Here is a 20,594-nt window from a genome sequence, read left to right on the forward strand (position 1 = left end):
AACCTATGGAAATTACTAAAAGAACAAATCTCCAGATTGATGGAAAACATAATAAGCCAATCTTAATTGATCTAACTTTTAAAGACGATAAAAAACCAAAACCAATCGTGATTTTTTGCCACGGGTACAAAGGTTTTAAGGATTGGGGTGCCTGGGATAAAATGGGAGAATTTTATGCTGAAAAAGGCTACTTTTTTGTGAAATTTAATTTTTCTCATAATGGTACTTCACCAGATAATCCTACTGAATTTTTAAATATCGAAGCTTTTGGCGATAATAACTATATTAAAGAGCTGGACGATCTACAAACCGTTATAGACTGGGTTTTAACACCAGATTTTGATCAAGCTCAACAAATAGATGTGAAAAGCATTAACCTAATTGGGCATTCCCGTGGTGGCGGTATTGCCGTTATAAAAGCTGCTGAAGAAGAAAGGATTGATAAACTTATTACACTTGCCGCGGTAAGTGATTTTGCATCGCGTTTTCCAAAGGAAAAAGAACTGGAAGCTTGGGAGAAAAAAGGCGTACAATACATAAAAAACACGCGTACGGGGCAGCAATTACCTCATCATTATCAGTTCTATAAAAATTTTAGAGAAAACAGGGAACGTTTAAATATTCAAAAATCGGCTAAAAAGCTGGATATCCCTCACTTTATTGCTCACGGAAGTAACGACACCACAGTTTCAATAGCTGATGCCGGAAATTTATTTGAATGGAGTGCTATATCAAAATTACTTTTAGTTGAAAATGCCGATCACGTTTTTGGTATTTCCCACCCGTGGAATAAAGATGAATTAACTAAGGAATTTCAGCACGTGTTGAACAGAACCTCAGAGTTTCTTGCAGCCAGCGTTCAGGATCTAAAAGACGAATACATAGATAACGACGAAGCTGATTCTTAAGTTTTTTAAAAATATATTTTCACTAAAAACGGTCTTGAATTAATTTTTAAGATCGTTTTTTATTTTAAATAAATCGTCATTCTGAATTTAGTTCAGAATCTAATATTTTGATAATCTAAACACGTTAGAATCCCGAAGCAAAATCGGGATAAAGTCTGAAACAAGTTCAGCTTGAAGAAAACCTTTTTTAGCCAGCTTTCATTATTTTGAAAATGAAAAAATTCGAAAATAAATAACCACCGCGAAAAACGGTGGTTTTGTGGAGAAGGTCGTCCCGAAACTTCGGGAGAACCGATGACCTTCCCGATCTTGCATCGGGACGCTCTAGCCAGCTCGTAATATTTTGAAAATGAAAAAGTTCGGAAATAAAAAAACCACCGTGAAAAACGGTGGTTTTGTGGAGAATATCGGAGTCGAACCGATGACCTCCTGCGTGCAAGGCAGGCGCTCTAGCCAGCTGAGCTAATCCCCCAATTGCAAGGCAAATGTAATAATTTTCTGTAAATTCCAACCGATAACTTTTATTTATTATTGTTGATTAAAAAATGATTAGAAAAGCTAACCTAAACGATCTCAGGGAGATCAAGAAATTAACCGAAGCCTGTGCAAAAGCGCTTCAGCAGCAGAATATATTTCAATGGAATGAAAATTATCCTTCCATGGAAAAACTTCAAAAAGATATTGAGAAGCAAGAATTATATGTTTTTGAGGAGGAGAATATTATTATCGCCATTATAGTCCTTACTCCCAATATGGATGAAGTGTATCGCAATATAGACTGGCTAAGCAAAACCGACAATAATCTGTATGTTCACAGGCTGGCCACGCACCCAGAATTCTGGGGAAAAGGTTACGCCAGAAAAATGATGGATTTTACTGAAGAATTTGCTAAAAAAAAGAATTTTGCTTCCATAAGGTTAGATACATTCAGTAAAAACATACGCAATCAGAAATTCTATGAAGCCCGTGGTTACACCAAACTTGGGGATGTCTATTTTCCGCATAAAAATGAACATCCTTTTCATTGCTACGAAAAACTTTTATCAACTGCTAAAACGAAAAATTAAGAAAAACCCTTAAGAAATTAATCTTGCGATGAGGCTTTACAATAAAGCATTCTATATTTGCTGCTGAAAATAACCGCTGTTGGAATCTTCTGTTAGTTTTAAAAATATAAACCGAATTGCTATTCCCGCAATTATCGCCGGGATTGCCGAGCCGTTGATCTCGCTAACGGATATCGCCGTAATTGGAAATGTAGAAAAAAACTCGGTTGAAGCGCTGGCCGCAGCAGGAATTGTAGGTTCATTTCTTTCTGCGATTATTTGGATCGTAGCTCAAACTAAAACCGCTATTTCTGCCATTATTTCACAGCATCTGGGTGCAAACCGTATTCACGCGGTAAAAACGCTTATTCCGCAGGCCATATATTTCAATTTTGCTTTTAGCCTGGTGATCTATGCTACTACCGCTTTTTTCGCAGAATCAATCTTTAGCGCATATAACGCCGAAGGTTTGATCTTACAATATTCTGAAGATTATTATCAAATCCGTGCGTTGGGCTATCCGTTAACTTTGGTGACTTTTGCTATTTTCGGTGTATTTCGCGGACTTCAAAACACACTTTGGGCAATGAAATGTAGCCTTGCCGGTGCTGCTGTAAACGTAGGGTTAGATTTTCTACTGGTTTACGGAATTGAAGGCCTCATCCCTGCCATGCATCTTAAAGGCGCTGCTTATGCCAGTCTTGCTGCACAAGGAACCATGTTGGTGATGGCATTATGGTTTTTCTTCAAAAAAACGCCCTTTCACTTAAAACTGAGTTTAAATATAAATCCGCGTTTAAAAGGGCTTCTACTAATGGCGGCCAATCTTTTTGTGAGAACCGCAGCCTTGAATTTCGCCATTTATCTGGCCAATGCCTACGCCACCGATTACGGGAAAAACTATATCGCCGCCCAAAGTATTTTGATGAACATCTGGCTTTTCTTTAGCTTTTTTATAGATGGATATGCGAATGCAGGAAACGCGATTGGCGGAAAATTACTAGGCGCCAGGGATTACAGAAATTTATGGGAACTCAGTAAAAAAATAAGCAAATACGCGGTCTTGATCGCTTTTATGTTAATGGCAATCTGCGGACTTTTCTACAATCAAATTGGGTTAGTTTTTAATAAAGATATTGCTGTCCTTGCCATATTCTCATCGGTTTTTTGGATCGTATTATTAATGCAACCTGTAAATGCCATCGCTTTTATGTTTGACGGAATTTTTAAAGGTTTGGGCGAGGCAAAATACCTGCGTAATTTATTGCTGGTAGCCACATTTTTGGGCTTCACTCCTGCTCTTTTAATTTCAGATTATTACGGTTTAAAACTCTACGGAATTTGGATCGCGTTTTTTGTTTGGATGCTTATCCGTAGCGCCGGTTTGGTCATTAAATTCAGAAGAAAATATTTACAAAAGGAAGTTTGATTCAGTGGACAGCATACACTCTTCACTCTTCACTATATAAAAGAACAAACTCTAAATTTTAATCCAAAACTGGCAAAATCAGGCTTAATCTTTCTAAATTTGGGTATTCAGCTAACTGAAAAATCAAATTTATGTCTACCACACGTGAAAACGGAAGTTTATATACCAACATAGAAAACGGAATCGCGCATTTAGAATTTGGCCATCCCGCCAGTAATTCTTTCCCTTCAGACTTATTAGACCGGCTTGAGAAAGAGTTTCAGAAATTATCTGAAGACGACAACGTAAAAGTGATTTTATTAAAATCTGAAGGAGAAAAAGCTTTTTGTGCGGGTGCTTCTTTTGATGAACTTGTAGCGATTGAAACTTTGCAGGCCGGGAAATTATTCTTTTCGGGTTTTGCAAAAGTTTTAAATGCGATGCGCAATTGTAAAAAACTCATTGTAGGTCGTATCCAGGGAAAAACTGTTGGTGGCGGTGTTGGACTCGTTGCCGCATGCGATTATGCCATGGCTACTGATGCTGCCGCGGTAAAACTTTCAGAGATCAGTATTGGTATTGGGCCGTTTGTAATTGCCCCGGCCGTAGAACGAAAAATTGGTGTTGGCGCACTTGGCGAATTAAGCCTGGCTGCCCACGAATGGAAAAACGCTTATTGGGCTAAAGATAAAGGCTTATATGCTCGTGTGTTTGAGAACCTAAAAGATTTGGATAAGGAAATAGCTGTTTTTACCGAAAAACTAGCATCTTACAATCCAAAAGCACTTTACGAAATGAAACAAATGCTGTGGAAAAATACAGAGCACTGGGATAAATTACTGGCAGAAAGAGCGGCAATTTCAGGAGAATTAGTGCTTTCAGATTTCACCAAAAACGCTTTAAATAAATATAAAAAATAAAACATGTATTTACTTTACTTTGACCAAAGCGGAGATAAGGCACATAGTATTGGATATTCTATAGGTTATTTTATTGGTGACAATCTTCTTTTTATATTACTTGGTCTTATAATAATTGCCGGGCTTTTTGGTTTTTTTCTCTACAAGATGATTAAAAACAATAAACGCCAGATTAAAAATTAGTTTGGGTTTTTAATCTTAAACTTACATTGGTTTCAATTTGGGAAATTAGCATCCCTATAACAGATTTCTTATTTTAAAAAGCTTAATTTCCATCCTAGAAACAAGCTTATGAGTATACCACAAGAACATTTACCAAAAGACCGGGATGCAACCAGCGAACAGGAATGGGGTTTTACCATTTGGGAATTTATCGCCGATAACTGGCTCTACCTGTTAGGTATTTTACTTATTCTTGCCATTTTCTTCTATGCACGTTACAACTGGAGGAGAAGACAGGCGAAAAACCGAATGAACTAATGGGAGAAGATACCTGGGAATTCTTAAGTTTCCTTAGCGGAATAGGATTCTGGCTAATTTTAGCCGTAGTTTTAATTGTGGTAGTGCTTTATAAAAAATTCAAGAATTAACCTGCATCGATGTAAGATTCCATACATTAACAAACTATACTTTAGCTTTCAGACAGGTAAACAAATAAATCCCGATTATCGGGTTTTTAACCAACCCGTAATACTTAGCCTTGCAGTTTTTACCGGTTTTACTTCGTGCTCCAAAACCTGACTTTCAAAAATCACTACCCTACCCGGCATTGGATAAATAGCTTTGGCAACCTCAGCCCCATTTTCTTCGGAATAAATCACCAATTCCCCACCATTTTCTGGTTTCCAGTCTTCGTCATTTAAGTAACAAACCATAGAAAGTTTTCTTCTCCCGTCATTCTGAAAAGTGTCCAGGTGTCGCTGATAAAAAGTACCTTCGGGATAAAGTGCATAATGGAATTCCTTTGTTAAAATTCCCAGGAAACAGGTTTTATTTAAATACGCTACTAACGAATTAATTTTATTGAAAAATAGGCTTTCGGCTTTTCCAGCTTCGGCTTCATTTAGCCACAGGATAAAGTCTCCCCGAATAGATTTCGCAACAATTTCATTGGTTCTATTGCCAATCGCTGCCTTCTTGAATTGCGCCTCTTCAAACTTCGATTTTAAAGAATTCCGAAGCATGGCAACTTCTTCAGCATTAAAAAAATCGTCTACAATACAATATTGATTTTCAACTAAATCGGTAATAATATTTTCGTAAAACGGATTTTCTATAAAATCCAGTTGTTCAAAAAGTTCAGGAGCGTTTTCGGTTATCATTCTCATTTAAAAAACGGGCAAATATACAACAGAAACATAATTGCGCGGCCAAAAAAATATAACGCTAAAAAACTCTTAACTTTGCAAAAAATAACGCGAAATGAGCAAGATTAGAATTACCAAACAGTTCTCTTTTGAAACCGGCCACGCCCTTTATGGCTACGACGGAAAATGCCGAAATGTACACGGCCACAGCTATAAACTAAGTGTTTGTGTAATTGGTGAACCTATAACCGATAGTGATAATGTGAAGTTTGGAATGGTAATAGATTTCGGAGACCTGAAGAAGATCGTAAAATCTGAAATCGTAGATCAGTTTGATCACGCCACAGTTTTCAATAAAAATACACCTCACGTAGAGCTTGCCAAAGAATTAAAGAACCGAGGGCACCATGTTATTCTTGTTGAATACCAACCCACCAGCGAAAATATGGTGGTAGATTTTGCTGAAAAAATTAAAAAATATTTACCTGAACATATAAAGCTTCACTCGCTAAGACTACAGGAAACCGAATCCAGTTTTGCAGAATGGTTTGCAAGCGATCAATAAGCCCCCAGCCCCGAAGGGACAGTAACTCAGCACTCCTTCCTTTAAATGGGAAGGTGGATTAATCTTCGAGAGAAGATTAAGACAGAAGGCTTAAAACACGTAGACCTCACAGGTTTTGAAAACCTGTGAGGTCTAATATCAAAATATTTATATTTACAGCTTAGAATTATCATAAATGACTATTCCCGAAGGCAAAAAAGTTTATTTCTCCAGCGATAATCACCTTGGTGCACCTACTCAAGAAGAAAGCAGGCCAAGGGAAATGAGATTTGTAAAATGGCTTGATGAAATTAAAGAAGATGCCGCTGCTATTTTTCTGCTCGGCGATCTTTTTGACTTTTGGTTTGAGTATAAGCACGCTGTACCTAAAGGTTTTGTACGGGTTTTAGGAAAACTGGCAGAGATTAAAGACAGCGGAATCCCAGTTTATTTTTTTGTCGGGAATCACGATTTGTGGATGGAAAGTTATTTTGAAGACGAACTTAATATCCCGGTATTTCATAAACCGAAGGAGTTTACATTTAACAATAAAACCTTTCTTGTTGGCCACGGTGACGGACTGGGACCGGGAGATCACGGCTATAAGCGCATGAAAAAGGTATTTACCAATCCGTTTTCAAAATGGCTTTACCGATGGTTACATCCCGATTTAGGCATTCCGCTGGCTCAGTATTTTTCGGTAAAAAACAAAGCGATTTCAGGAAAGGAAGAACAGGAATTTTTAGGGGAAGAAAAAGAATGGCTTATTCAATATTGCCGTAGAAAATTAGTAGAAAAGCATTACGATTACTTTCTTTTTGGCCATAGGCATTTACCCCTGGAAATAGATTTAAACGGAAAATCGACCTATATCAATACCGGCGATTGGATAGATTTTTACACCTATGCAGTTTTTGATGGGGAAGAAACAAGTTTACAAAAATTAGAATTTTAATTTCTTCCGCAACCATTTACATAATCTTCAAGGTTTAGTTTAAATAAAGTTCCCTCTATTAAATCGGAAATTTGCTCCAGCTCTATGGCACTTACCACAAAATCCATTTTTTCAAGTGGAGATCTTAATAGAATATTCCTACAGGATTTTTCACTGCTACAATTACCACAATTATAATATTTAGCTGCTTTTATATTACCGGAAAAATGCTGAATTTCTTCAGGTAATAAGTAGAACCCCATACCCTTAAAAACCACTTGTATCCTGGCAGAATCAGCATTTGGTAAGTTATTTTTCCAACGAAAAGCAATTCCCAATTTGTTGTGATAAATTACAGCTACATCATCCATTTTAAAATAATTTACTCGATAATCGAGATTTAAATACTCCGAAGCTTACCTCGAAATTTCAACATAATTTTATAGCTCGTGCCCTTGCTACGCAATAGGTTAACCAAATATAAAATTATTATTTAAAATGAATCTAAATAGAAATGATTTATTCGCTGATATCTTTTAATTTTAACTGAATAGAAACATTCCCGTTCCATTCATTTTCATCTAAAGAATACACCGCTTTAAAAGTTTTCTTTTCTGAAATTGTTTCGAATTTCTCTCCCAGTCCAAAACCAATCATATCAAACATGCCCGATTTTCCTTGCTGTACAACCTTGCATTTAAGATGTGCTTCATCTGCACCCACACATTTCCCATAACCGGTATCGGTAAGGTTTTGTGTCATAAAAACCGGACTCATATTTCCCGGGCCAAAAGGAGCAAATTGCTTTAGAATTCTAAAGAATTTGGGCGTGATTTCATCCAGATCAATTTCAGCATCTACTGATATTTCTGGAGTTAGCAATCGCCTATCTATCGTTTCAGAAACCACCGACTCGAACTTCGCTTTAAAATTCTCATATTCAGAGGCCTCTAAGGTCAATCCTGCCGCATATTTATGTCCGCCAAATTGTTCAATATGTTCCTTACAGGCTTCCAAAGCATTATACACATCAAAACCCTTCACCGAGCGAGCTGAAGCTGCTAGTTTCTCACCGCTTTTTGTGAAAACCAGCGTAGGGCGATAATAGGTTTCGGTTAGGCGAGATGCCACAATTCCAATCACGCCTTTATGCCAGTCTTCGTGATAAACCACGGTACTATAGCGTTCCTGCTCCTGTAGTTCTTCAATTTGCGCCAGGGCTTCAATCGTAATCGCTTTATCGGTAGTTTTTCTTTCAGCGTTAAAACTCTCAATTTCACCAGCGAATTCCATAGCGGTCGCTTCGTCTTCTTCGGTAAGTAAATTCACCGCGTGCAAGCCGTGCTTCATTCTTCCGGCTGCATTTATACGAGGCGCAATAATAAAAACCACATCAGTTATCGTGAGCTTTTCCTTTTTAACCTGCGCCAGAATTGCTTTAAAACCCATTCTAGGTGCCACATTGATCACATTTAAACCGTGATAGGCCAGAATTCTGTTCTCCCCGGTAATAGGAACTATATCGGCTCCAATGGCGGTAGCAACAAGATCAAGATAAGGCAGTAAAACTTCGGAAGCTCCTCCTCTTTTAGTGTTTATAGCCTGTATCAATTTAAAACCTACCCCGCAGCCGCAAAGTTCTTTATATGGATATTCACAATCTTCGCGCTTGGGATCGAGAACCGCAACGGCTTCCGGAATAGTTTCTCCCGGCCGGTGGTGATCACAAATAATAAAATCTATTCCTTTTTCAGCTGCGTAAGCTACTTTATCAATGGCTTTTATTCCACAATCCAGGGCAATAATCAATGAGATCTCGTTATCTGCTGCAAAATCAATTCCCTGGTAAGAAATGCCGTAACCTTCAGTATACCTATCGGGAATATAGGTGGCGATATTTGGGGCAAGGGTTTTCAAGTAAGAAGACATCAAGGCTACACTGGTAGTTCCGTCTACATCATAATCGCCATAAACCATAATGTTTTCTTCGGAAGCGATTGCCTGCTGAATTCGGTTTACAGCCACATCCATATCTTTCATAAGGTAGGGATCGTGCAGCTCTTCCAGACTGGGCCTGAAAAACTTTTTTGCAGCTTCAAAAGTCATTATTCCGCGCTGCGCTAAAAGTGTCGCCACAGGCGTTTCAACCCCTAATTCTTCGGCAAGTTTATTAACAACTAAAGAATCGGGTTTAGGTTTTAAAGTCCAGCGCATCGTAAGTTTTTTTCAAAAATACGTATAGTATTTCAATCCCAATAAGCGGGTTTTCACTAAAACCGATTAATGGAAATTTTTCAGCAATTAATAATATTGCCTAATTTCACGCTTTAGGATTTATAGATAAAATATGAGCAAAATTATACAAGGACAGTTCGTAGATATTAAAAACAAAAAGATTTTTCCTGCGGAAATCAGCATCGAAAACGAGAAAATTGTAAAGATTGAAGAAAAGCAGCACGATGTAAAAAACTTTTTGCTTCCCGGGTTTATCGATGCGCATATACACATTGAAAGTTCTATGTTGGTACCAACTGAATTTGCAAGACTGGCAACAATTCACGGTACAGTAGTCACAGTTTCAGACCCGCACGAGATTGCCAATGTTTTAGGGAAAGAAGGCGTTAAGTTTATGATTGAAAACGGGAAGAAAAGTCCGTTGAAATTTAATTTCGGTGCACCTTCCTGTGTGCCGGCTACTAATTTTGAAACTTCGGGAGCGGTTATTGATGCTGAAGATATTAAAGACCTATTAGCGCTGCCTGAAATAAAATATCTCGCGGAAATGATGAATTATCCCGGCGTAATTTATAAAGATGAAGAAGTCTTGAAGAAAATTGCCTGGGCCAAACATTTTGATAAACCTACCGATGGCCATGCACCCGGATTACGAGGGGAAGACGCTAGAAAATATGCTGAAGCCGGTATTTCTACAGACCATGAATGTTATACGGCTGAAGAAGCCAGGGAAAAGCTTGGCCTGGGTATGAAGATACTTATAAGGGAAGGTAGCGCCGCTAAAAATTTTGAAGCACTTATAGATCTGCTGCCGGAACATTATAAAAATATAATGTTTTGCTCAGACGATAAACATCCAGACGATCTGATTTTAGGTCATATTAACCAGCTTTGCGCAAGAGCCGTAGCTAAAGGCATAGATGTGTTTAAGGTGCTGCAAGTAGCTTGTATTAATCCTATAAATCATTATAATTTAGAAGTTGGACAATTAAAAGTAGGCGATCCCGCAGATTTTATCCTAGTTAAGGATCTTACCAATTTTGAAGTTTTACAAACTTATATCAATGGAGAACTGGTTGCTGAAAATGGTAAATCTTACATCAAATCTTTGCCATTTGAAAAGCCGAATAATTTTAATACTTCTTACAAAAAGCCGGAAGATTTTAAAATAAAAGCAGCCGGTAATATCATTAAAGTTATTGAAGCGCTGGATGGAGAACTTATTACTAATGAAATTCAGCAGAAAGCTTTAGAAAAGGACGGGGAACTAATTTCTGATATTGAAAATGATATTTTAAAAATCACAGTTGTTAACCGGTATGAGGACAAAGCTCCTGCAGTCGCATTTATAAAGAATTTCGGCCTAAAAAAAGGAGCGATTGCCAGCTCGGTAGCACACGATTCCCATAATATTATCGCTGTTGGAACATCAGATGAAGAAATTTGCAACGCGGTAAACCTCATCATCACACATAAAGGCGGAATTTGTAGTGTGAATGGGAATGATCAAAAAGTGCTTCCACTACCAATTGCCGGAATTATAAGCGATAAAGATGGTTGGGAAACCGGGAAAATATATCAGGAAATAGACAAAATGGCCAAAGATTTGGGCAGCACTTTAAAAGCTCCTTTTATGACGCTTTCTTTTATGGCGCTCTTAGTAATTCCCGATCTAAAACTTTCAGATAAAGGTTTGTTCAGCGGGAAAAAGTTTGATTTTGTTGATTTGGTAGATAAAAACTAACCAATAATTTTATGAATCCTGGTTTGTAATTTGGGTACCACCTCCTCTTCGAACCAGGGATTTTTGCTTCGCCAAAAACGGTTCACCGGTGAGGGATGCGGTAAACACCAATAATCAGGTAAAAAATCCTGGTAAGAACTTACTTTTTCGGTAAGATTTAATTTTCCGGGCAGGTAATAATTTGCTGCGTAAGCTCCAATAAGAATTGTGAGTTCAACATTCTTTAATTCTGAAAGAATAGTATCGTGCCACATGGGTGCACATTCTTTACGAGGTGGTGCATCACCGGTTTTGGCTTTTCCGGGATAACAAAATCCCATAGGAAGAATCGCGAAATTATTGGTATTGTAAAAAGTAGTTTCGTCTACTCCTAACCATTCCCTAAGCTTTTTTCCGCTTTGATCATTCCAGGCAATTCCCGATTCGTGGACTATTCTTCCCGGCGCCTGACTTATTAAAACAATTTTAGATTTTTTAGTGGCTTCTACAATAGGCTTTGCACCAAGCGGCAGATGCTTTTCACAAAATTTGCAGGCCCTGGCTTCATTTAGCACTTGCTGCATCAAGCTTTTCCTTTTACCACAATTACAATTTCACCTTTAGGCGGTTTATTTGTGTAATGCTGAAGAACCTCAGCTGCCGTACCGCGAATTGTTTCTTCGTGAAGTTTGGTAATTTCCCGGGAAACCGAAACCGGCCTGTCTTCGCCAAAATACTCTGAAAAATGTTTTAAGGTTTTCAGTAATTTATGGGGTGATTCGTAGAAAATCATTGTTCGGGTTTCTTCGGCAAGTAAATTCAAGCGGGTTTGTCGCCCTTTTTTTACCGGTAAAAAACCTTCAAAAATAAATTTATCATTTGGAAATCCACTGTTTACCAGCGCCGGAACAAAAGCTGTAGCGCCTGGAAGGCAATCTACTTCTATGCCTGCTTCAACACAGGCTCGTGTTAATAAAAACCCGGGATCTGAAATTGCGGGTGTTCCCGCATCACTTATCAGCGCTATATTTTCGCCGCTTTTAATCCTCTCAACAATGTGATCTACCGTTTTATGTTCATTATGCATATGGTGACTTTGCATATGCGTACCAATGTCAAAATGCTTTAAGAGTTTCCCACTATTACGTGTATCTTCGGCAAGAATTGTATCTACTTCTTTTAGCACTTTTACCGCCCTAAAAGTCATATCGTCCAAATTTCCTATTGGTGTAGGGACCAGGAATAATTTTCCCATTAAAGCGAATTTAATTATTGAATTTGTTCTCTATTTTGGCCATAAATCGCTCTTCGTAATCCTCTTTTCCCTCCCAGTGATTATAATCTGGTTTCACCACCAATTGAATGAATTTTTGAGCTTCATCTAAAGAACTAAAAGTATTTAACTGGGAAAGTACACGGTTATAGTCTGAAGCATTTCCGTCGAAAAGATTTTTTATGAATGAAAGCCGTTCGTTAAGCCCAATATTAATTCCTTTCTTCAACCTGTCGTTTACAGACTTTGGTCTTTGGTCTTTTTGACGATTATTCAAGGGTTCAAAATCCGGCAAATTATCATAATCTACCCCAATATTTCTAAAATCATTTTTGAGAGCTTCGGTTTTTGGCTTTGATGGCTCTTCTTCCATTTGAAGCGATTGCTGTGCCGGCGGTGCCTGTGGTTTAGGATTTGCCTGTTCTATAAGCTCATCTACCCGTTCAGATTCCGCAGGCATTTGTGCTACGATATCTTTTATTTTTTCGGTATTGGGTTCGGTAATTGCATCAGCATCTTCGCGATATTCAGTTCCATCGGGAGCATAATCATCGCGTTCGTGTTGCACCGGTGCTATTGGCTCAACTTTCTTCTCTATCTTAGGCGTTAGTGTGGCTTCAGGAGCTTCAAATGCCTCAAGATTTTTTTCGGTAAAATTCAATATAGAAAGTTGCTCATATAAGGTTGCCGCTTTTAATTTAAGCGCTTTGGTATCTAGATTTTCTTTTTCAGAAATTATTTCTTCAGCAAGTTTTACTAATTCTTCTTTAAGTCTGTTTTTCATGTGTTTATATTTTTGATCCCAATTTGGAAATTCATCACAGGCTTATAACCATACCCCTATGTGTTGCCCTTTTTTCGTTCAGCATCATGCTGGTTTCATTTTTCAGTAATATTTATGAACCCACTTTTTATTTAAAATCTTTCTCAAGTTTCAATGTAACACTTACAAAAAAAGTGCCTTACTCACTAAGTGAGATTTAAAAGCGCCACTGCTGGTGTTACAATAGGAATTTTTTCATTTTAACTTGTAAACCTACACCAATCTTGCTTAATTGGGTTTAATAACTTTAGCGGTTAGCAACCGGCAATGGCTTGTATTTTTAATAAATTTGTTCCACCTTTATCAAAATGGGCAAGTTCCCATTTCGATTTGAAAATTACAAAATGTTTCTCGAAAATACAGTAAATCACGAAGAGCAATTTGGCTGGATTGAAGTTATTTGCGGCAGTATGTTCTCTGGCAAGACCGAAGAACTAATTCGCCGTTTAAAAAGAGCCCAGTTCGCCAAACAAACCGTAGAAATCTTTAAACCCGCCATAGACACGCGCTATGACGAGGAGATGGTGGTTTCACATGATTCTAATGAAATTAGATCTACTCCCGTCCCTTCAGCTTCCAATATCAGGATTCTTGCCGATGGTTGTGATGTGGTAGGAATAGACGAAGCCCAATTTTTTGATGATGAAATTGTAACGGTTTGCAATGATCTCGCAAATAGAGGAATTCGGGTAATTGTAGCGGGATTGGATATGGATTTTAAAGGAAATCCTTTTGGCCCTATGCCCTATCTTATGGCTACAGCAGAATATGTGACCAAAGTACACGCGGTTTGCACCCGCACCGGAAACCTGGCACAATTTAGTTATAGAAAAGCGATTAATGACGATCTGGTTTTTCTTGGTGAAAACGAAGAATACGAACCTTTAAGCCGTGGTGCTTATTATAAAGCTATGCTTAGGGAAAGGGTAAAGAAATTAGATGTGAATGATGCCGAAGAATTACAAGCTAACCTAAAGAAAAAGAATGCCTAAAGCCGAAGAAACCGTTCTGGAAATAGACCTTAACGCCTTAGCTCATAATTTTAAAACTATAAAATCGCAGCTAAAACCGGGCGTTAAATTCATGTCGGTTATTAAAGCTTATGCCTACGGAAATGATGCTGCAGGGATAGCGCATAAATTAGAAGAACTGGGTACAGATTATTTTGCGGTTGCTTATACAGAAGAAGGGATTCGCCTTAGAAAAGCGGGAATTAGTAGACCTATTTTAATATTAAATCCACAACCTGTAAATTATCCTGAAATAATTAAACATTGCCTGGAGCCTAATTTATATAGCGCAAGAACGCTTCAGCTTTTTATAGATCTCGCTGAAAAGCAAAACCTAGAGGATTACCCGGTTCATATAAAATTTAATACAGGCATGAACCGACTTGGTTTTACTGAAGCCAATTATCATCAAATTCCGAAGAATTTAAAGAAGACAAAATCAATTAAAGTAGTCTCAGCCTTTACCCATTTAGCAGCCAGCGAAGATTGGAAAGAACGGGAATTTACACTTTCTCAAATTTATAAATTCAAAGACCTGGCGGGCAGTCTTATAGAGGATATTGGTTATGAACCACTTTTACACTCATGTAATACTTCAGCGATTTTTAATTATCCTTCAGCCAGTTTTTCCATGGTTAGAAGCGGCCTGGGGCTTTATGGCTTTGCAAATGATGACAATCTCAACAAAAAACTTAAACCTGTTGGTACTTTTAAAACTATTATTTCTCAAATCCAAAATTTAGAAAAAGGTGATACGGTAGGTTATGGCAGGGCTTTCAAAGCTGAAACAACTACAAAAACAGCTACACTACCTGTTGGCCATGCCGATGGTATAAAACGTATTTACGGTCACGAAAAAGCAGGAGTTTTTATAAATGGACAATATGCCCCTATTGTAGGCACTGTTTGTATGGACAGTATCATGGTAAACGTGACAGGTATTAATTGTGAAGAAGGTGACGAAGTAATAATCTTTGGCGGCCCTCAGCATGTTAGTGAACTATCGGCTAAGGGAGGTACCGTTTCTTATGAGCTTATTACCGGAATTTCACAAAGAGTAAAACGTGTGATTATACAATAAATAATTGAAGCTTTTTATAAGCAATTATTGTGTAATTTGGTTATCTACTAACCAATCAGAATTATCATGAGTTTTTTCAAAGATTTTAAAAAGTTTATGCTCAAGGGCGATATTATAGCCCTTGCAACAGCAGTGGTAATAGGCGCCGCTTTTAATAAAATTATTGCTTCTGTAGTAGCCGATGTTATTATGCCTATTATTGGTTTAATTACCGGCGGAACAGATTTTTCTCAAAAATTCATCTCCTTAGACGGTGCTTCTTATCAAAATCTTGAAGCAGCAAGAGAAGCTGAAGCTGCTGTTATTACCTATGGAAATTTAATAGACACCATTATTCATTTTGTAATCGTTGCCTTTTTTATATTTTTGGTACTACGTGCTTACGAAAAGACTAAAAAGGAAAAAGAAGCTCCAAAATTGGTGGAGCCAAAAGGGCCAACACAAGAAGATTTGCTTACCCAAATTAGGGATGAGTTAAAAAAACAAAATAGTACGACTTAAATTTTTTGAAGATACGAGCACCGCTATGCTGCTCATTTTAAATAAATCGTAATTTAATTAAACCCCACAGGAAACTGCGGGGTCTTTTTTTAACGAAAAACATAAATTAGTTTAAAAACAATAATTCTTTTCAATTTTAAAGGCTGAAACTATGTAAGTTAAGCTAAGGATAATAAATTTGCGGCTTGTTTTAAGAAAATGTATTAAACCAATAAGATTTCCGTCAGAGTTTATGCTGAGCTTAATCGAAATGCGGAAATGACAAAAGAAAAATTAATAGATTCCCGTCTTCACGGGAATAACAAAAATCAATAGTTTTCCGCCTACGCGGAAAAAGACAAAAGTTTAAAATTATGAGAATAGCAGTGGTAGGTGCTACCGGAATGGTAGGCGAGATAATGTTAAAAGTATTAGCCGAAAGGGATTTCCCAATTACTGATTTATACCTGGTAGCTTCAGAACGTTCTGTAGGGAAAAAGATCAATTTTAAAGGAAAAGACTATGAAGTTATTGGGCTTCAGACAGCGGTAGATAATAAACCGGATATCGCTTTATTTTCTGCAGGTGGTGAAACTTCTTTAGAATGGGCTCCAAAATTTGCCGAAAACGGGACAACCGTGGTAGATAATTCTTCGGCCTGGAGAATGGATGAAACTAAAAAACTGGTGATTCCTGAAATTAATGCTTCAGAACTAACAAAAGAAGACAAGATCATTGCCAATCCTAACTGTTCTACCATCCAGTTATTAATGGCATTAAAACCGCTACACGATGCTTTTAAAATAAAAAGGGTTATCGTTTCTACTTACCAGTCTATTACCGGTACCGGAGTAAAAGCGGTGGAGCAATTGGAAAATGAATACAAAGACGAAAAAGGGGAAATGGCCTATCCTTATCCTATTCATAAGAATGCATTACCGCATTGTGATGTGTTCCAGGAAAATGGGTACACCAAAGAAGAGATGAAATTGACCAAAGAAACTAAAAAGATTTTGGGAGATGATTCAGTTTTGGTGAGCGCCACCGCGATTAGGATTCCTGTAGTGGGCGGACATTCAGAATCTGTGAATATTGAATTTGAGAATGAATTTGATGAAGCTGATGTAAGAAAAATTTTAAGTCAGTTTCCAGGTGTAACTGTACAGGACAATCCAGATACCAATACTTACCCAATGCCTATTTATGCTGAAGGAAAAGATGATGTTTTTGTGGGGAGAATCCGCAGGGACTATTCACAACCTAAAAGTTTAAATATGTGGGTGGTAGCCGATAACCTTAGAAAAGGCGCCGCTACCAACACCGTACAAATTGCTGAATACCTTATTGAAAATAAATTGGTGTAAACACGATCAAACCTATAAATTAACTAATGCCTGTAAAATTGTAACTTACAGGCATTTTTTAATACTAACTGTTTGTATCAAAACACAATTTATGAAAAAAACATTCTCCGGAATTTTTGCTCTTGCCGTCCTGGCTTCCTGCAACGATTCTAAATCAGAAAAAGAAATCAGTTTGAATTATCCTGAAACCAAAAAAGTAGATACGGTAACCGATTATTTTGGAACCGAAGTAAAAGACCCCTACCGCTGGCTGGAAGACGATCGCAGTGAAGAAACCGGGGAATGGGTAAAAGCCCAAAACGAGGTTACTTTCGATTATCTAAACAGTATTCCGTATAAAAAAGAGCTCGAAGAAAGACTTTCTGAAATATGGAATTACGAAAAAATAAGCGCTCCTTTTAAAGAAGGCGATTATACTTATTTTTATAAGAATGACGGACTTCAAAATCAATATGTTGTTTATAGAAAAAAAGGTGAAGATGGTGAAACAGAAGTCTTTCTGGATCCTAATAAATTCAGTGAAGACGGTACTACTTCCCTGGCCGGCTTAAGTTTCTCTAAAGATGGCAGCAAAGCAGCATATTCTATTTCTGAAGGAGGAAGTGACTGGAGGAAAGTAATTATTATAGATGCCGAAAATAAAGAACGGGTAGAAGACACCCTTCAAAATGTAAAATTTAGCGGGATTTCCTGGAAAGGCAATGAAGGTTTTTACTATTCTAGCTACGAAAAGCCTGAAGGCAGTGAACTTTCGGCAAAAACAGATCAGCATAGATTATTTTATCATAAACTGGGAACTCCACAAAGTGAAGACAAAGTGATTTTTGGAGATACTGAAGCTCAAAAGCACCGTTATGTTGGTGGGAGCGTTTCAGAAGATGACCGGTTTTTATTTATTTCCGCCAGGAATTCAACTTCGGGAGGAAAGCTATTTATGAAAGATCTTTCTAAAACTAACTCAGAATTAGTCACTGTTTTAGATCACGAAGATTCTGATACTTATGTTATAGAAAACGAAGGCAGCAAATTGTTTATCGTTACTAATTTAGAAGCACCTAATCGTAAAGTCGTGACTGTAGATGCTGCAAATCCTTCTCCTGAAAACTGGGAAGATTTTATTCCTGAAACCGAAAACGTATTGAGCCCTTCTACCGGAGGTGGCTATTTCTTTGCCGAATATATGGTAGATGCGGTTTCTGAGGTAAAACAATATGATTATGATGGCGAACTGGTTCGTGAAGTAGAACTTCCTGGAATTGGGTCTGCCGGCGGATTCGGAACTAAAAAAGAAAATGAAGAATTGTATTATTCTTTTACTAATTATGTGACTCCGGGTACCATTTATAAGTACAATATTGAAGAAGGAACTTCTGAGGTTTATAATAAACCAAATATAAAATTCAACCCCGAAGATTACGAAAGCAAACAGGTTTTTTACACCTCAAAAGATGGAACAAAGGTTCCTATGATTATCACCCACAAAAAAGGCCTTGAGCTTAACGGTAAGAATCCAACTATGCTTTATGGTTATGGAGGGTTCAATGTTAGTTTAACTCCTTCTTTTAGCACTGCAAATGCAATTTGGATGGAACAAGGCGGAGTTTATGCCGTGCCAAACCTTCGAGGTGGTGGTGAATATGGTAAAGAGTGGCACGATGCCGGTATAAAACTTAAAAAACAAAATGTTTTTGACGACTTTATTGCTGCTGCAGAATACCTTATTGAAGAGAACTATACTTCTAGCGATTATCTGGCCATTCGTGGTGGTTCTAATGGCGGACTTTTAGTTGGAGCAACAATGACCCAGCGTCCAGACCTTATGAAAGTGGCTTTACCGGCTGTTGGCGTAATGGATATGTTACGCTACCATACTTTTACTGCCGGTGCAGGCTGGGCTTACGATTATGGAACTTCACAGGATAGCAAAGAGATGTTTGAGTACCTTTACAATTATTCCCCAGTACATAATATTGAAGAAGGAACAGAATACCCTGCTACTTTAGTAACTACCGGAGATCATGACGACCGTGTGGTACCTGCGCACTCGTTTAAATTTGCTGCCGAATTGCAGGAAAAGCAAACCGGTGATAATCCAACTTTAATAAGAATTGAAACCAAAGCCGGTCATGGAGCAGGGAAACCTACAAAAATGATTATTGAAGAATATGCCGATATATTTGGGTTTACCCTTTATAATATGGGCTTTGATGTACTTCCGAATAAAACTAAAGAAGAAGTAAAAGGATAAGACACTCTAATCCTAAGTTTAAACCTCACAGGTTTTAGAAACCTGTGAGGTTTTTTTATATAAATTGGAATAACTAAAAAAGGTTTTTGAACCATACTTAGATCCTGAAATAAATTCAGGATGACGTGATAGGAACTTTTTTAACTCCTAGCTTTAAGTAAGATTTGGTTAATCCTAAAACAAAACCTCATCAATTTTCTTTAAAACACTTTTAGGAGGAATGCTGCGAATGGCATTTTCATAAGCTTCAGGATATTTATTTCCGTAAACAGAAGTTGGTATTTTTGGATATTGATTAAGATCAGGAAGTAAACTGTTATTTTCTGGCTGATTAAAAGGCGCAAAACCGGCATAAGGATGTGTCACACCCCAAAGTGTAATTACCGGGGTTCCAAACATTGCAGCCATATGGCCATTTCCACTATCCATAGAGAGCATAGCATCAAGATTTGCGATAAGTGCTAGTTCTTCGGCTAAAGTCAGTTTCCCTGCAATGCTAAGTGTATTTTTAAATTTTTTTGCCCAGGATTCCAATTGCGCTGTTTCTTTTTTTCCGCCACCAAAAAGCAAAACTTTAATTTTCAGATTATCGCTTAATTCCCCTAAAACCTCTTCCATTAAATCTGCCGGATAAGCTTTAGAATTATGTTGTGCAAAAGGGGCAATTCCCAGCCATTTTTTAGGTTCTTTTCCTACAAGATCCCTTATTTTTTCTGAAAACTTTGCTTTCTTAGGAAATTGATGTGTGCTAAGGTCTAAAGGATATCCTAAAGCTTCAAACACATCGGCATAGCGCTGTATTGTTGGCTTTAATTGTTTAAAAACCTTATTGTTTTCCCGGGTAAGGGCTTTCTTTTCATTCCGGCCCTTTTCAATTTGCTTTACCGGAACTCCAAACATATAAAACACAGATTTTAACACATTACTGCGTAAAACGTTGTGAAGATCGGCTACTTTATCAATTCCTGCATCCCTTAGTTCCTTCGCCAGCCGACCAAGTCCAAGTACGCCACTATGAACTCCTTTAATATCGGCTTTATAAACCGAAACCCCGGGAATTCCTTTAAACATGGGTTTAAAGAACCCCCGGGTTAAAATCGTGATTTTTAGATGAGGATAGGTGGCCGTTAATACCCGCAAAACAGGCACCGTCATTGCCACATCACCCATAGCCGATAAGCGAATTACCAAAATATGCGAAGTCTCCTCTGCCTCTTGCATCACCCCCAATGGGGAGGAAGTCTTTTTTATAACGGGAGAAGGCTTCTTCATTTTAAATAATTTTAAAGC

General features: G+C 37.7%; 21 protein-coding genes and 1 tRNA gene. 14 read left to right on the top strand and 8 right to left on the bottom strand.

Annotation, left to right across the window (positions count from 1 at the left end; genetic code table 11):
- Nucleotides 1–5 precede the first annotated feature (5 nt).
- Nucleotides 6–908, top strand: coding sequence for an alpha/beta hydrolase family protein (locus B5X51_RS06465; protein WP_079720148.1), 903 nt, complete (start codon nucleotides 6–8; stop codon nucleotides 906–908).
- A 398-nt stretch (nucleotides 909–1,306) separates the two neighbouring features.
- Here B5X51_RS06465 and B5X51_RS06470 read toward each other — a convergent pair.
- Nucleotides 1,307–1,380: transfer RNA gene (locus B5X51_RS06470), tRNA-Ala, on the bottom strand.
- 73 nt (nucleotides 1,381–1,453) lie between these two features.
- Here B5X51_RS06470 and B5X51_RS06475 point away from each other — a divergent pair.
- The 5 genes from B5X51_RS06475 to B5X51_RS06495 all read left to right on the top strand — a co-directional run bounded on the left by B5X51_RS06475 (nucleotide 1,454) and on the right by B5X51_RS06495 (nucleotide 4,762).
- Nucleotides 1,454–1,975, top strand: coding sequence for a GNAT family N-acetyltransferase (locus B5X51_RS06475; protein WP_079720149.1), 522 nt, complete (start codon nucleotides 1,454–1,456; stop codon nucleotides 1,973–1,975).
- A gap of 79 nt (nucleotides 1,976–2,054) precedes the next feature.
- Nucleotides 2,055–3,383, top strand: a complete 1,329-nt coding sequence (locus B5X51_RS06480; protein ID WP_079720150.1) for an MATE family efflux transporter — start codon at nucleotides 2,055–2,057, stop codon at nucleotides 3,381–3,383.
- 131 nt (nucleotides 3,384–3,514) lie between these two features.
- On the top strand, nucleotides 3,515–4,282 hold the full coding sequence (locus tag B5X51_RS06485; RefSeq protein WP_079720151.1) for an enoyl-CoA hydratase/isomerase family protein: 768 nt from the start codon (nucleotides 3,515–3,517) through the stop codon (nucleotides 4,280–4,282).
- Between the two features lie 3 nt (nucleotides 4,283–4,285).
- Nucleotides 4,286–4,465, top strand: a complete 180-nt coding sequence (locus tag B5X51_RS06490; RefSeq protein WP_079720152.1) for a hypothetical protein — start codon at nucleotides 4,286–4,288, stop codon at nucleotides 4,463–4,465.
- 108 nt (nucleotides 4,466–4,573) lie between these two features.
- Nucleotides 4,574–4,762, top strand: coding sequence for a hypothetical protein (locus B5X51_RS06495; protein ID WP_245828711.1), 189 nt, complete (start codon nucleotides 4,574–4,576; stop codon nucleotides 4,760–4,762).
- A gap of 185 nt (nucleotides 4,763–4,947) precedes the next feature.
- Here the strand turns inward: B5X51_RS06495 and B5X51_RS06500 are convergent, their stop codons facing one another.
- Nucleotides 4,948–5,604 (bottom strand): 2OG-Fe(II) oxygenase, encoded by a 657-nt coding sequence (locus B5X51_RS06500; protein ID WP_079720153.1) that lies wholly within the window; start codon nucleotides 5,602–5,604, stop codon nucleotides 4,948–4,950.
- A gap of 100 nt (nucleotides 5,605–5,704) precedes the next feature.
- Here B5X51_RS06500 and B5X51_RS06505 point away from each other — a divergent pair, with 100 nt between their 5' ends.
- On the top strand, nucleotides 5,705–6,154 hold the full coding sequence (locus B5X51_RS06505) for a 6-pyruvoyl trahydropterin synthase family protein (protein WP_079720154.1): 450 nt from the start codon (nucleotides 5,705–5,707) through the stop codon (nucleotides 6,152–6,154).
- Nucleotides 6,155–6,329: 175 nt separating this feature from the next.
- Nucleotides 6,330–7,088 (top strand): UDP-2,3-diacylglucosamine diphosphatase, encoded by a 759-nt coding sequence (locus B5X51_RS06510; protein ID WP_079720155.1) that lies wholly within the window; start codon nucleotides 6,330–6,332, stop codon nucleotides 7,086–7,088.
- Here B5X51_RS06510 and B5X51_RS06515 read toward each other — a convergent pair.
- Both B5X51_RS06515 and recJ read right to left on the bottom strand, forming a co-directional pair.
- Nucleotides 7,085–7,438 (bottom strand): hypothetical protein, encoded by a 354-nt coding sequence (locus tag B5X51_RS06515; protein WP_079720156.1) that lies wholly within the window; start codon nucleotides 7,436–7,438, stop codon nucleotides 7,085–7,087. The two genes, B5X51_RS06510 and B5X51_RS06515, sit on opposite strands and share 4 nt — an antisense overlap.
- A 148-nt stretch (nucleotides 7,439–7,586) precedes the next feature.
- Nucleotides 7,587–9,281: a single-stranded-DNA-specific exonuclease RecJ gene (gene recJ, locus B5X51_RS06520; protein WP_079720157.1), complete on the bottom strand. Its 1,695-nt coding sequence runs from the start codon at nucleotides 9,279–9,281 to the stop codon at nucleotides 7,587–7,589.
- Between the two features lie 133 nt (nucleotides 9,282–9,414).
- Between recJ and ade the strand changes: the two genes are divergently transcribed.
- A complete protein-coding gene (ade, locus tag B5X51_RS06525) occupies nucleotides 9,415–11,046 on the top strand; it encodes an adenine deaminase (protein WP_079720158.1) in 1,632 nt (543 codons plus the stop codon).
- Here the strand turns inward: ade and B5X51_RS06530 are convergent.
- The 3 genes from B5X51_RS06530 to B5X51_RS06540 are packed head-to-tail and all read right to left on the bottom strand — an operon-like array spanning nucleotide 11,043 to nucleotide 13,082.
- On the bottom strand, nucleotides 11,043–11,609 hold the full coding sequence (locus tag B5X51_RS06530) for a uracil-DNA glycosylase family protein (protein WP_079720159.1): 567 nt from the start codon (nucleotides 11,607–11,609) through the stop codon (nucleotides 11,043–11,045). The genes ade and B5X51_RS06530 overlap by 4 nt on opposite strands.
- A complete protein-coding gene (gene rsmI / locus B5X51_RS06535) occupies nucleotides 11,609–12,280 on the bottom strand; it encodes a 16S rRNA (cytidine(1402)-2'-O)-methyltransferase (protein WP_079720160.1) in 672 nt (223 codons plus the stop codon). Before rsmI ends, B5X51_RS06530 begins: the two co-directional genes overlap by 1 nt.
- A gap of 10 nt (nucleotides 12,281–12,290) precedes the next feature.
- Nucleotides 12,291–13,082: a hypothetical protein gene (locus B5X51_RS06540; protein WP_079720161.1), complete on the bottom strand. Its 792-nt coding sequence runs from the start codon at nucleotides 13,080–13,082 to the stop codon at nucleotides 12,291–12,293.
- Nucleotides 13,083–13,465: 383 nt separating this feature from the next.
- On the opposite strand from B5X51_RS06540, the gene B5X51_RS06545 reads away from it, so the two are divergent.
- The 5 genes from B5X51_RS06545 to B5X51_RS06565 all read left to right on the top strand — a co-directional run bounded on the left by B5X51_RS06545 (nucleotide 13,466) and on the right by B5X51_RS06565 (nucleotide 19,304).
- Nucleotides 13,466–14,113 carry a thymidine kinase gene (locus B5X51_RS06545; RefSeq protein ID WP_079720163.1) on the top strand — a complete coding sequence of 216 codons (648 nt, stop codon included), beginning with the start codon at nucleotides 13,466–13,468 and terminating at the stop codon, nucleotides 14,111–14,113.
- Nucleotides 14,106–15,212: an alanine racemase gene (gene alr, locus B5X51_RS06550; protein WP_079720164.1), complete on the top strand. Its 1,107-nt coding sequence runs from the start codon at nucleotides 14,106–14,108 to the stop codon at nucleotides 15,210–15,212. The genes B5X51_RS06545 and alr overlap by 8 nt, the downstream gene beginning before the upstream one ends.
- Before the next feature lie 66 nt (nucleotides 15,213–15,278).
- The gene (mscL, locus tag B5X51_RS06555; protein ID WP_079720166.1) at nucleotides 15,279–15,713 is read left to right on the top strand and encodes a large conductance mechanosensitive channel protein MscL; all 435 of its coding nucleotides are present in this window, start codon (nucleotides 15,279–15,281) and stop codon (nucleotides 15,711–15,713) included.
- A 353-nt stretch (nucleotides 15,714–16,066) separates the two neighbouring features.
- Nucleotides 16,067–17,056, top strand: a complete 990-nt coding sequence (locus tag B5X51_RS06560) for an aspartate-semialdehyde dehydrogenase (RefSeq protein WP_079720167.1) — start codon at nucleotides 16,067–16,069, stop codon at nucleotides 17,054–17,056.
- Nucleotides 17,057–17,147: 91 nt separating this feature from the next.
- On the top strand, nucleotides 17,148–19,304 hold the full coding sequence (locus B5X51_RS06565) for a prolyl oligopeptidase family serine peptidase (RefSeq protein ID WP_079720169.1): 2,157 nt from the start codon (nucleotides 17,148–17,150) through the stop codon (nucleotides 19,302–19,304).
- A gap of 174 nt (nucleotides 19,305–19,478) precedes the next feature.
- On the opposite strand, the gene B5X51_RS06570 is transcribed toward B5X51_RS06565, so the two are convergent.
- Nucleotides 19,479–20,576: a glycosyltransferase family 9 protein gene (locus B5X51_RS06570; RefSeq protein WP_079720170.1), complete on the bottom strand. Its 1,098-nt coding sequence runs from the start codon at nucleotides 20,574–20,576 to the stop codon at nucleotides 19,479–19,481.
- Nucleotides 20,577–20,594: the final 18 nt, after the last annotated feature.

This window comes from Salegentibacter holothuriorum (genome assembly GCF_900168045.1).
GTDB classification, from domain to species: domain Bacteria; phylum Bacteroidota; class Bacteroidia; order Flavobacteriales; family Flavobacteriaceae; genus Salegentibacter; species Salegentibacter holothuriorum.

What these genes read in the sequence shown, in the direction of transcription:
- B5X51_RS06560 (WP_079720167.1), top strand. Translation starts at nt 16,067, where the DNA reads ATGAGAATAGCAGTGGTAGGTGCTACCGGAATGGTAGGCGAGATAATG.
- B5X51_RS06485 (WP_079720151.1), top strand. Translation starts at nt 3,515, where the DNA reads ATGTCTACCACACGTGAAAACGGAAGTTTATATACCAACATAGAAAAC.
- B5X51_RS06570 (WP_079720170.1), bottom strand. Translation starts at nt 20,576, where the DNA reads ATGAAGAAGCCTTCTCCCGTTATAAAAAAGACTTCCTCCCCATTGGGG.
- B5X51_RS06540 (WP_079720161.1), bottom strand. Translation starts at nt 13,082, where the DNA reads ATGAAAAACAGACTTAAAGAAGAATTAGTAAAACTTGCTGAAGAAATA.
- B5X51_RS06495 (WP_245828711.1), top strand. Translation starts at nt 4,574, where the DNA reads ATGAGTATACCACAAGAACATTTACCAAAAGACCGGGATGCAACCAGC.
- B5X51_RS06510 (WP_079720155.1), top strand. Translation starts at nt 6,330, where the DNA reads ATGACTATTCCCGAAGGCAAAAAAGTTTATTTCTCCAGCGATAATCAC.
- B5X51_RS06475 (WP_079720149.1), top strand. Translation starts at nt 1,454, where the DNA reads ATGATTAGAAAAGCTAACCTAAACGATCTCAGGGAGATCAAGAAATTA.
- B5X51_RS06530 (WP_079720159.1), bottom strand. Translation starts at nt 11,609, where the DNA reads ATGCAGCAAGTGCTAAATGAAGCCAGGGCCTGCAAATTTTGTGAAAAG.
- ade (WP_079720158.1), top strand. Translation starts at nt 9,415, where the DNA reads ATGAGCAAAATTATACAAGGACAGTTCGTAGATATTAAAAACAAAAAG.
- mscL (WP_079720166.1), top strand. Translation starts at nt 15,279, where the DNA reads ATGAGTTTTTTCAAAGATTTTAAAAAGTTTATGCTCAAGGGCGATATT.
- rsmI (WP_079720160.1), bottom strand. Translation starts at nt 12,280, where the DNA reads ATGGGAAAATTATTCCTGGTCCCTACACCAATAGGAAATTTGGACGAT.
- B5X51_RS06545 (WP_079720163.1), top strand. Translation starts at nt 13,466, where the DNA reads ATGTTTCTCGAAAATACAGTAAATCACGAAGAGCAATTTGGCTGGATT.
- B5X51_RS06515 (WP_079720156.1), bottom strand. Translation starts at nt 7,438, where the DNA reads ATGGATGATGTAGCTGTAATTTATCACAACAAATTGGGAATTGCTTTT.
- alr (WP_079720164.1), top strand. Translation starts at nt 14,106, where the DNA reads ATGCCTAAAGCCGAAGAAACCGTTCTGGAAATAGACCTTAACGCCTTA.
- B5X51_RS06565 (WP_079720169.1), top strand. Translation starts at nt 17,148, where the DNA reads ATGAAAAAAACATTCTCCGGAATTTTTGCTCTTGCCGTCCTGGCTTCC.
- recJ (WP_079720157.1), bottom strand. Translation starts at nt 9,281, where the DNA reads ATGCGCTGGACTTTAAAACCTAAACCCGATTCTTTAGTTGTTAATAAA.
- B5X51_RS06505 (WP_079720154.1), top strand. Translation starts at nt 5,705, where the DNA reads ATGAGCAAGATTAGAATTACCAAACAGTTCTCTTTTGAAACCGGCCAC.
- B5X51_RS06500 (WP_079720153.1), bottom strand. Translation starts at nt 5,604, where the DNA reads ATGATAACCGAAAACGCTCCTGAACTTTTTGAACAACTGGATTTTATA.
- B5X51_RS06465 (WP_079720148.1), top strand. Translation starts at nt 6, where the DNA reads ATGGAAATTACTAAAAGAACAAATCTCCAGATTGATGGAAAACATAAT.
- B5X51_RS06490 (WP_079720152.1), top strand. Translation starts at nt 4,286, where the DNA reads ATGTATTTACTTTACTTTGACCAAAGCGGAGATAAGGCACATAGTATT.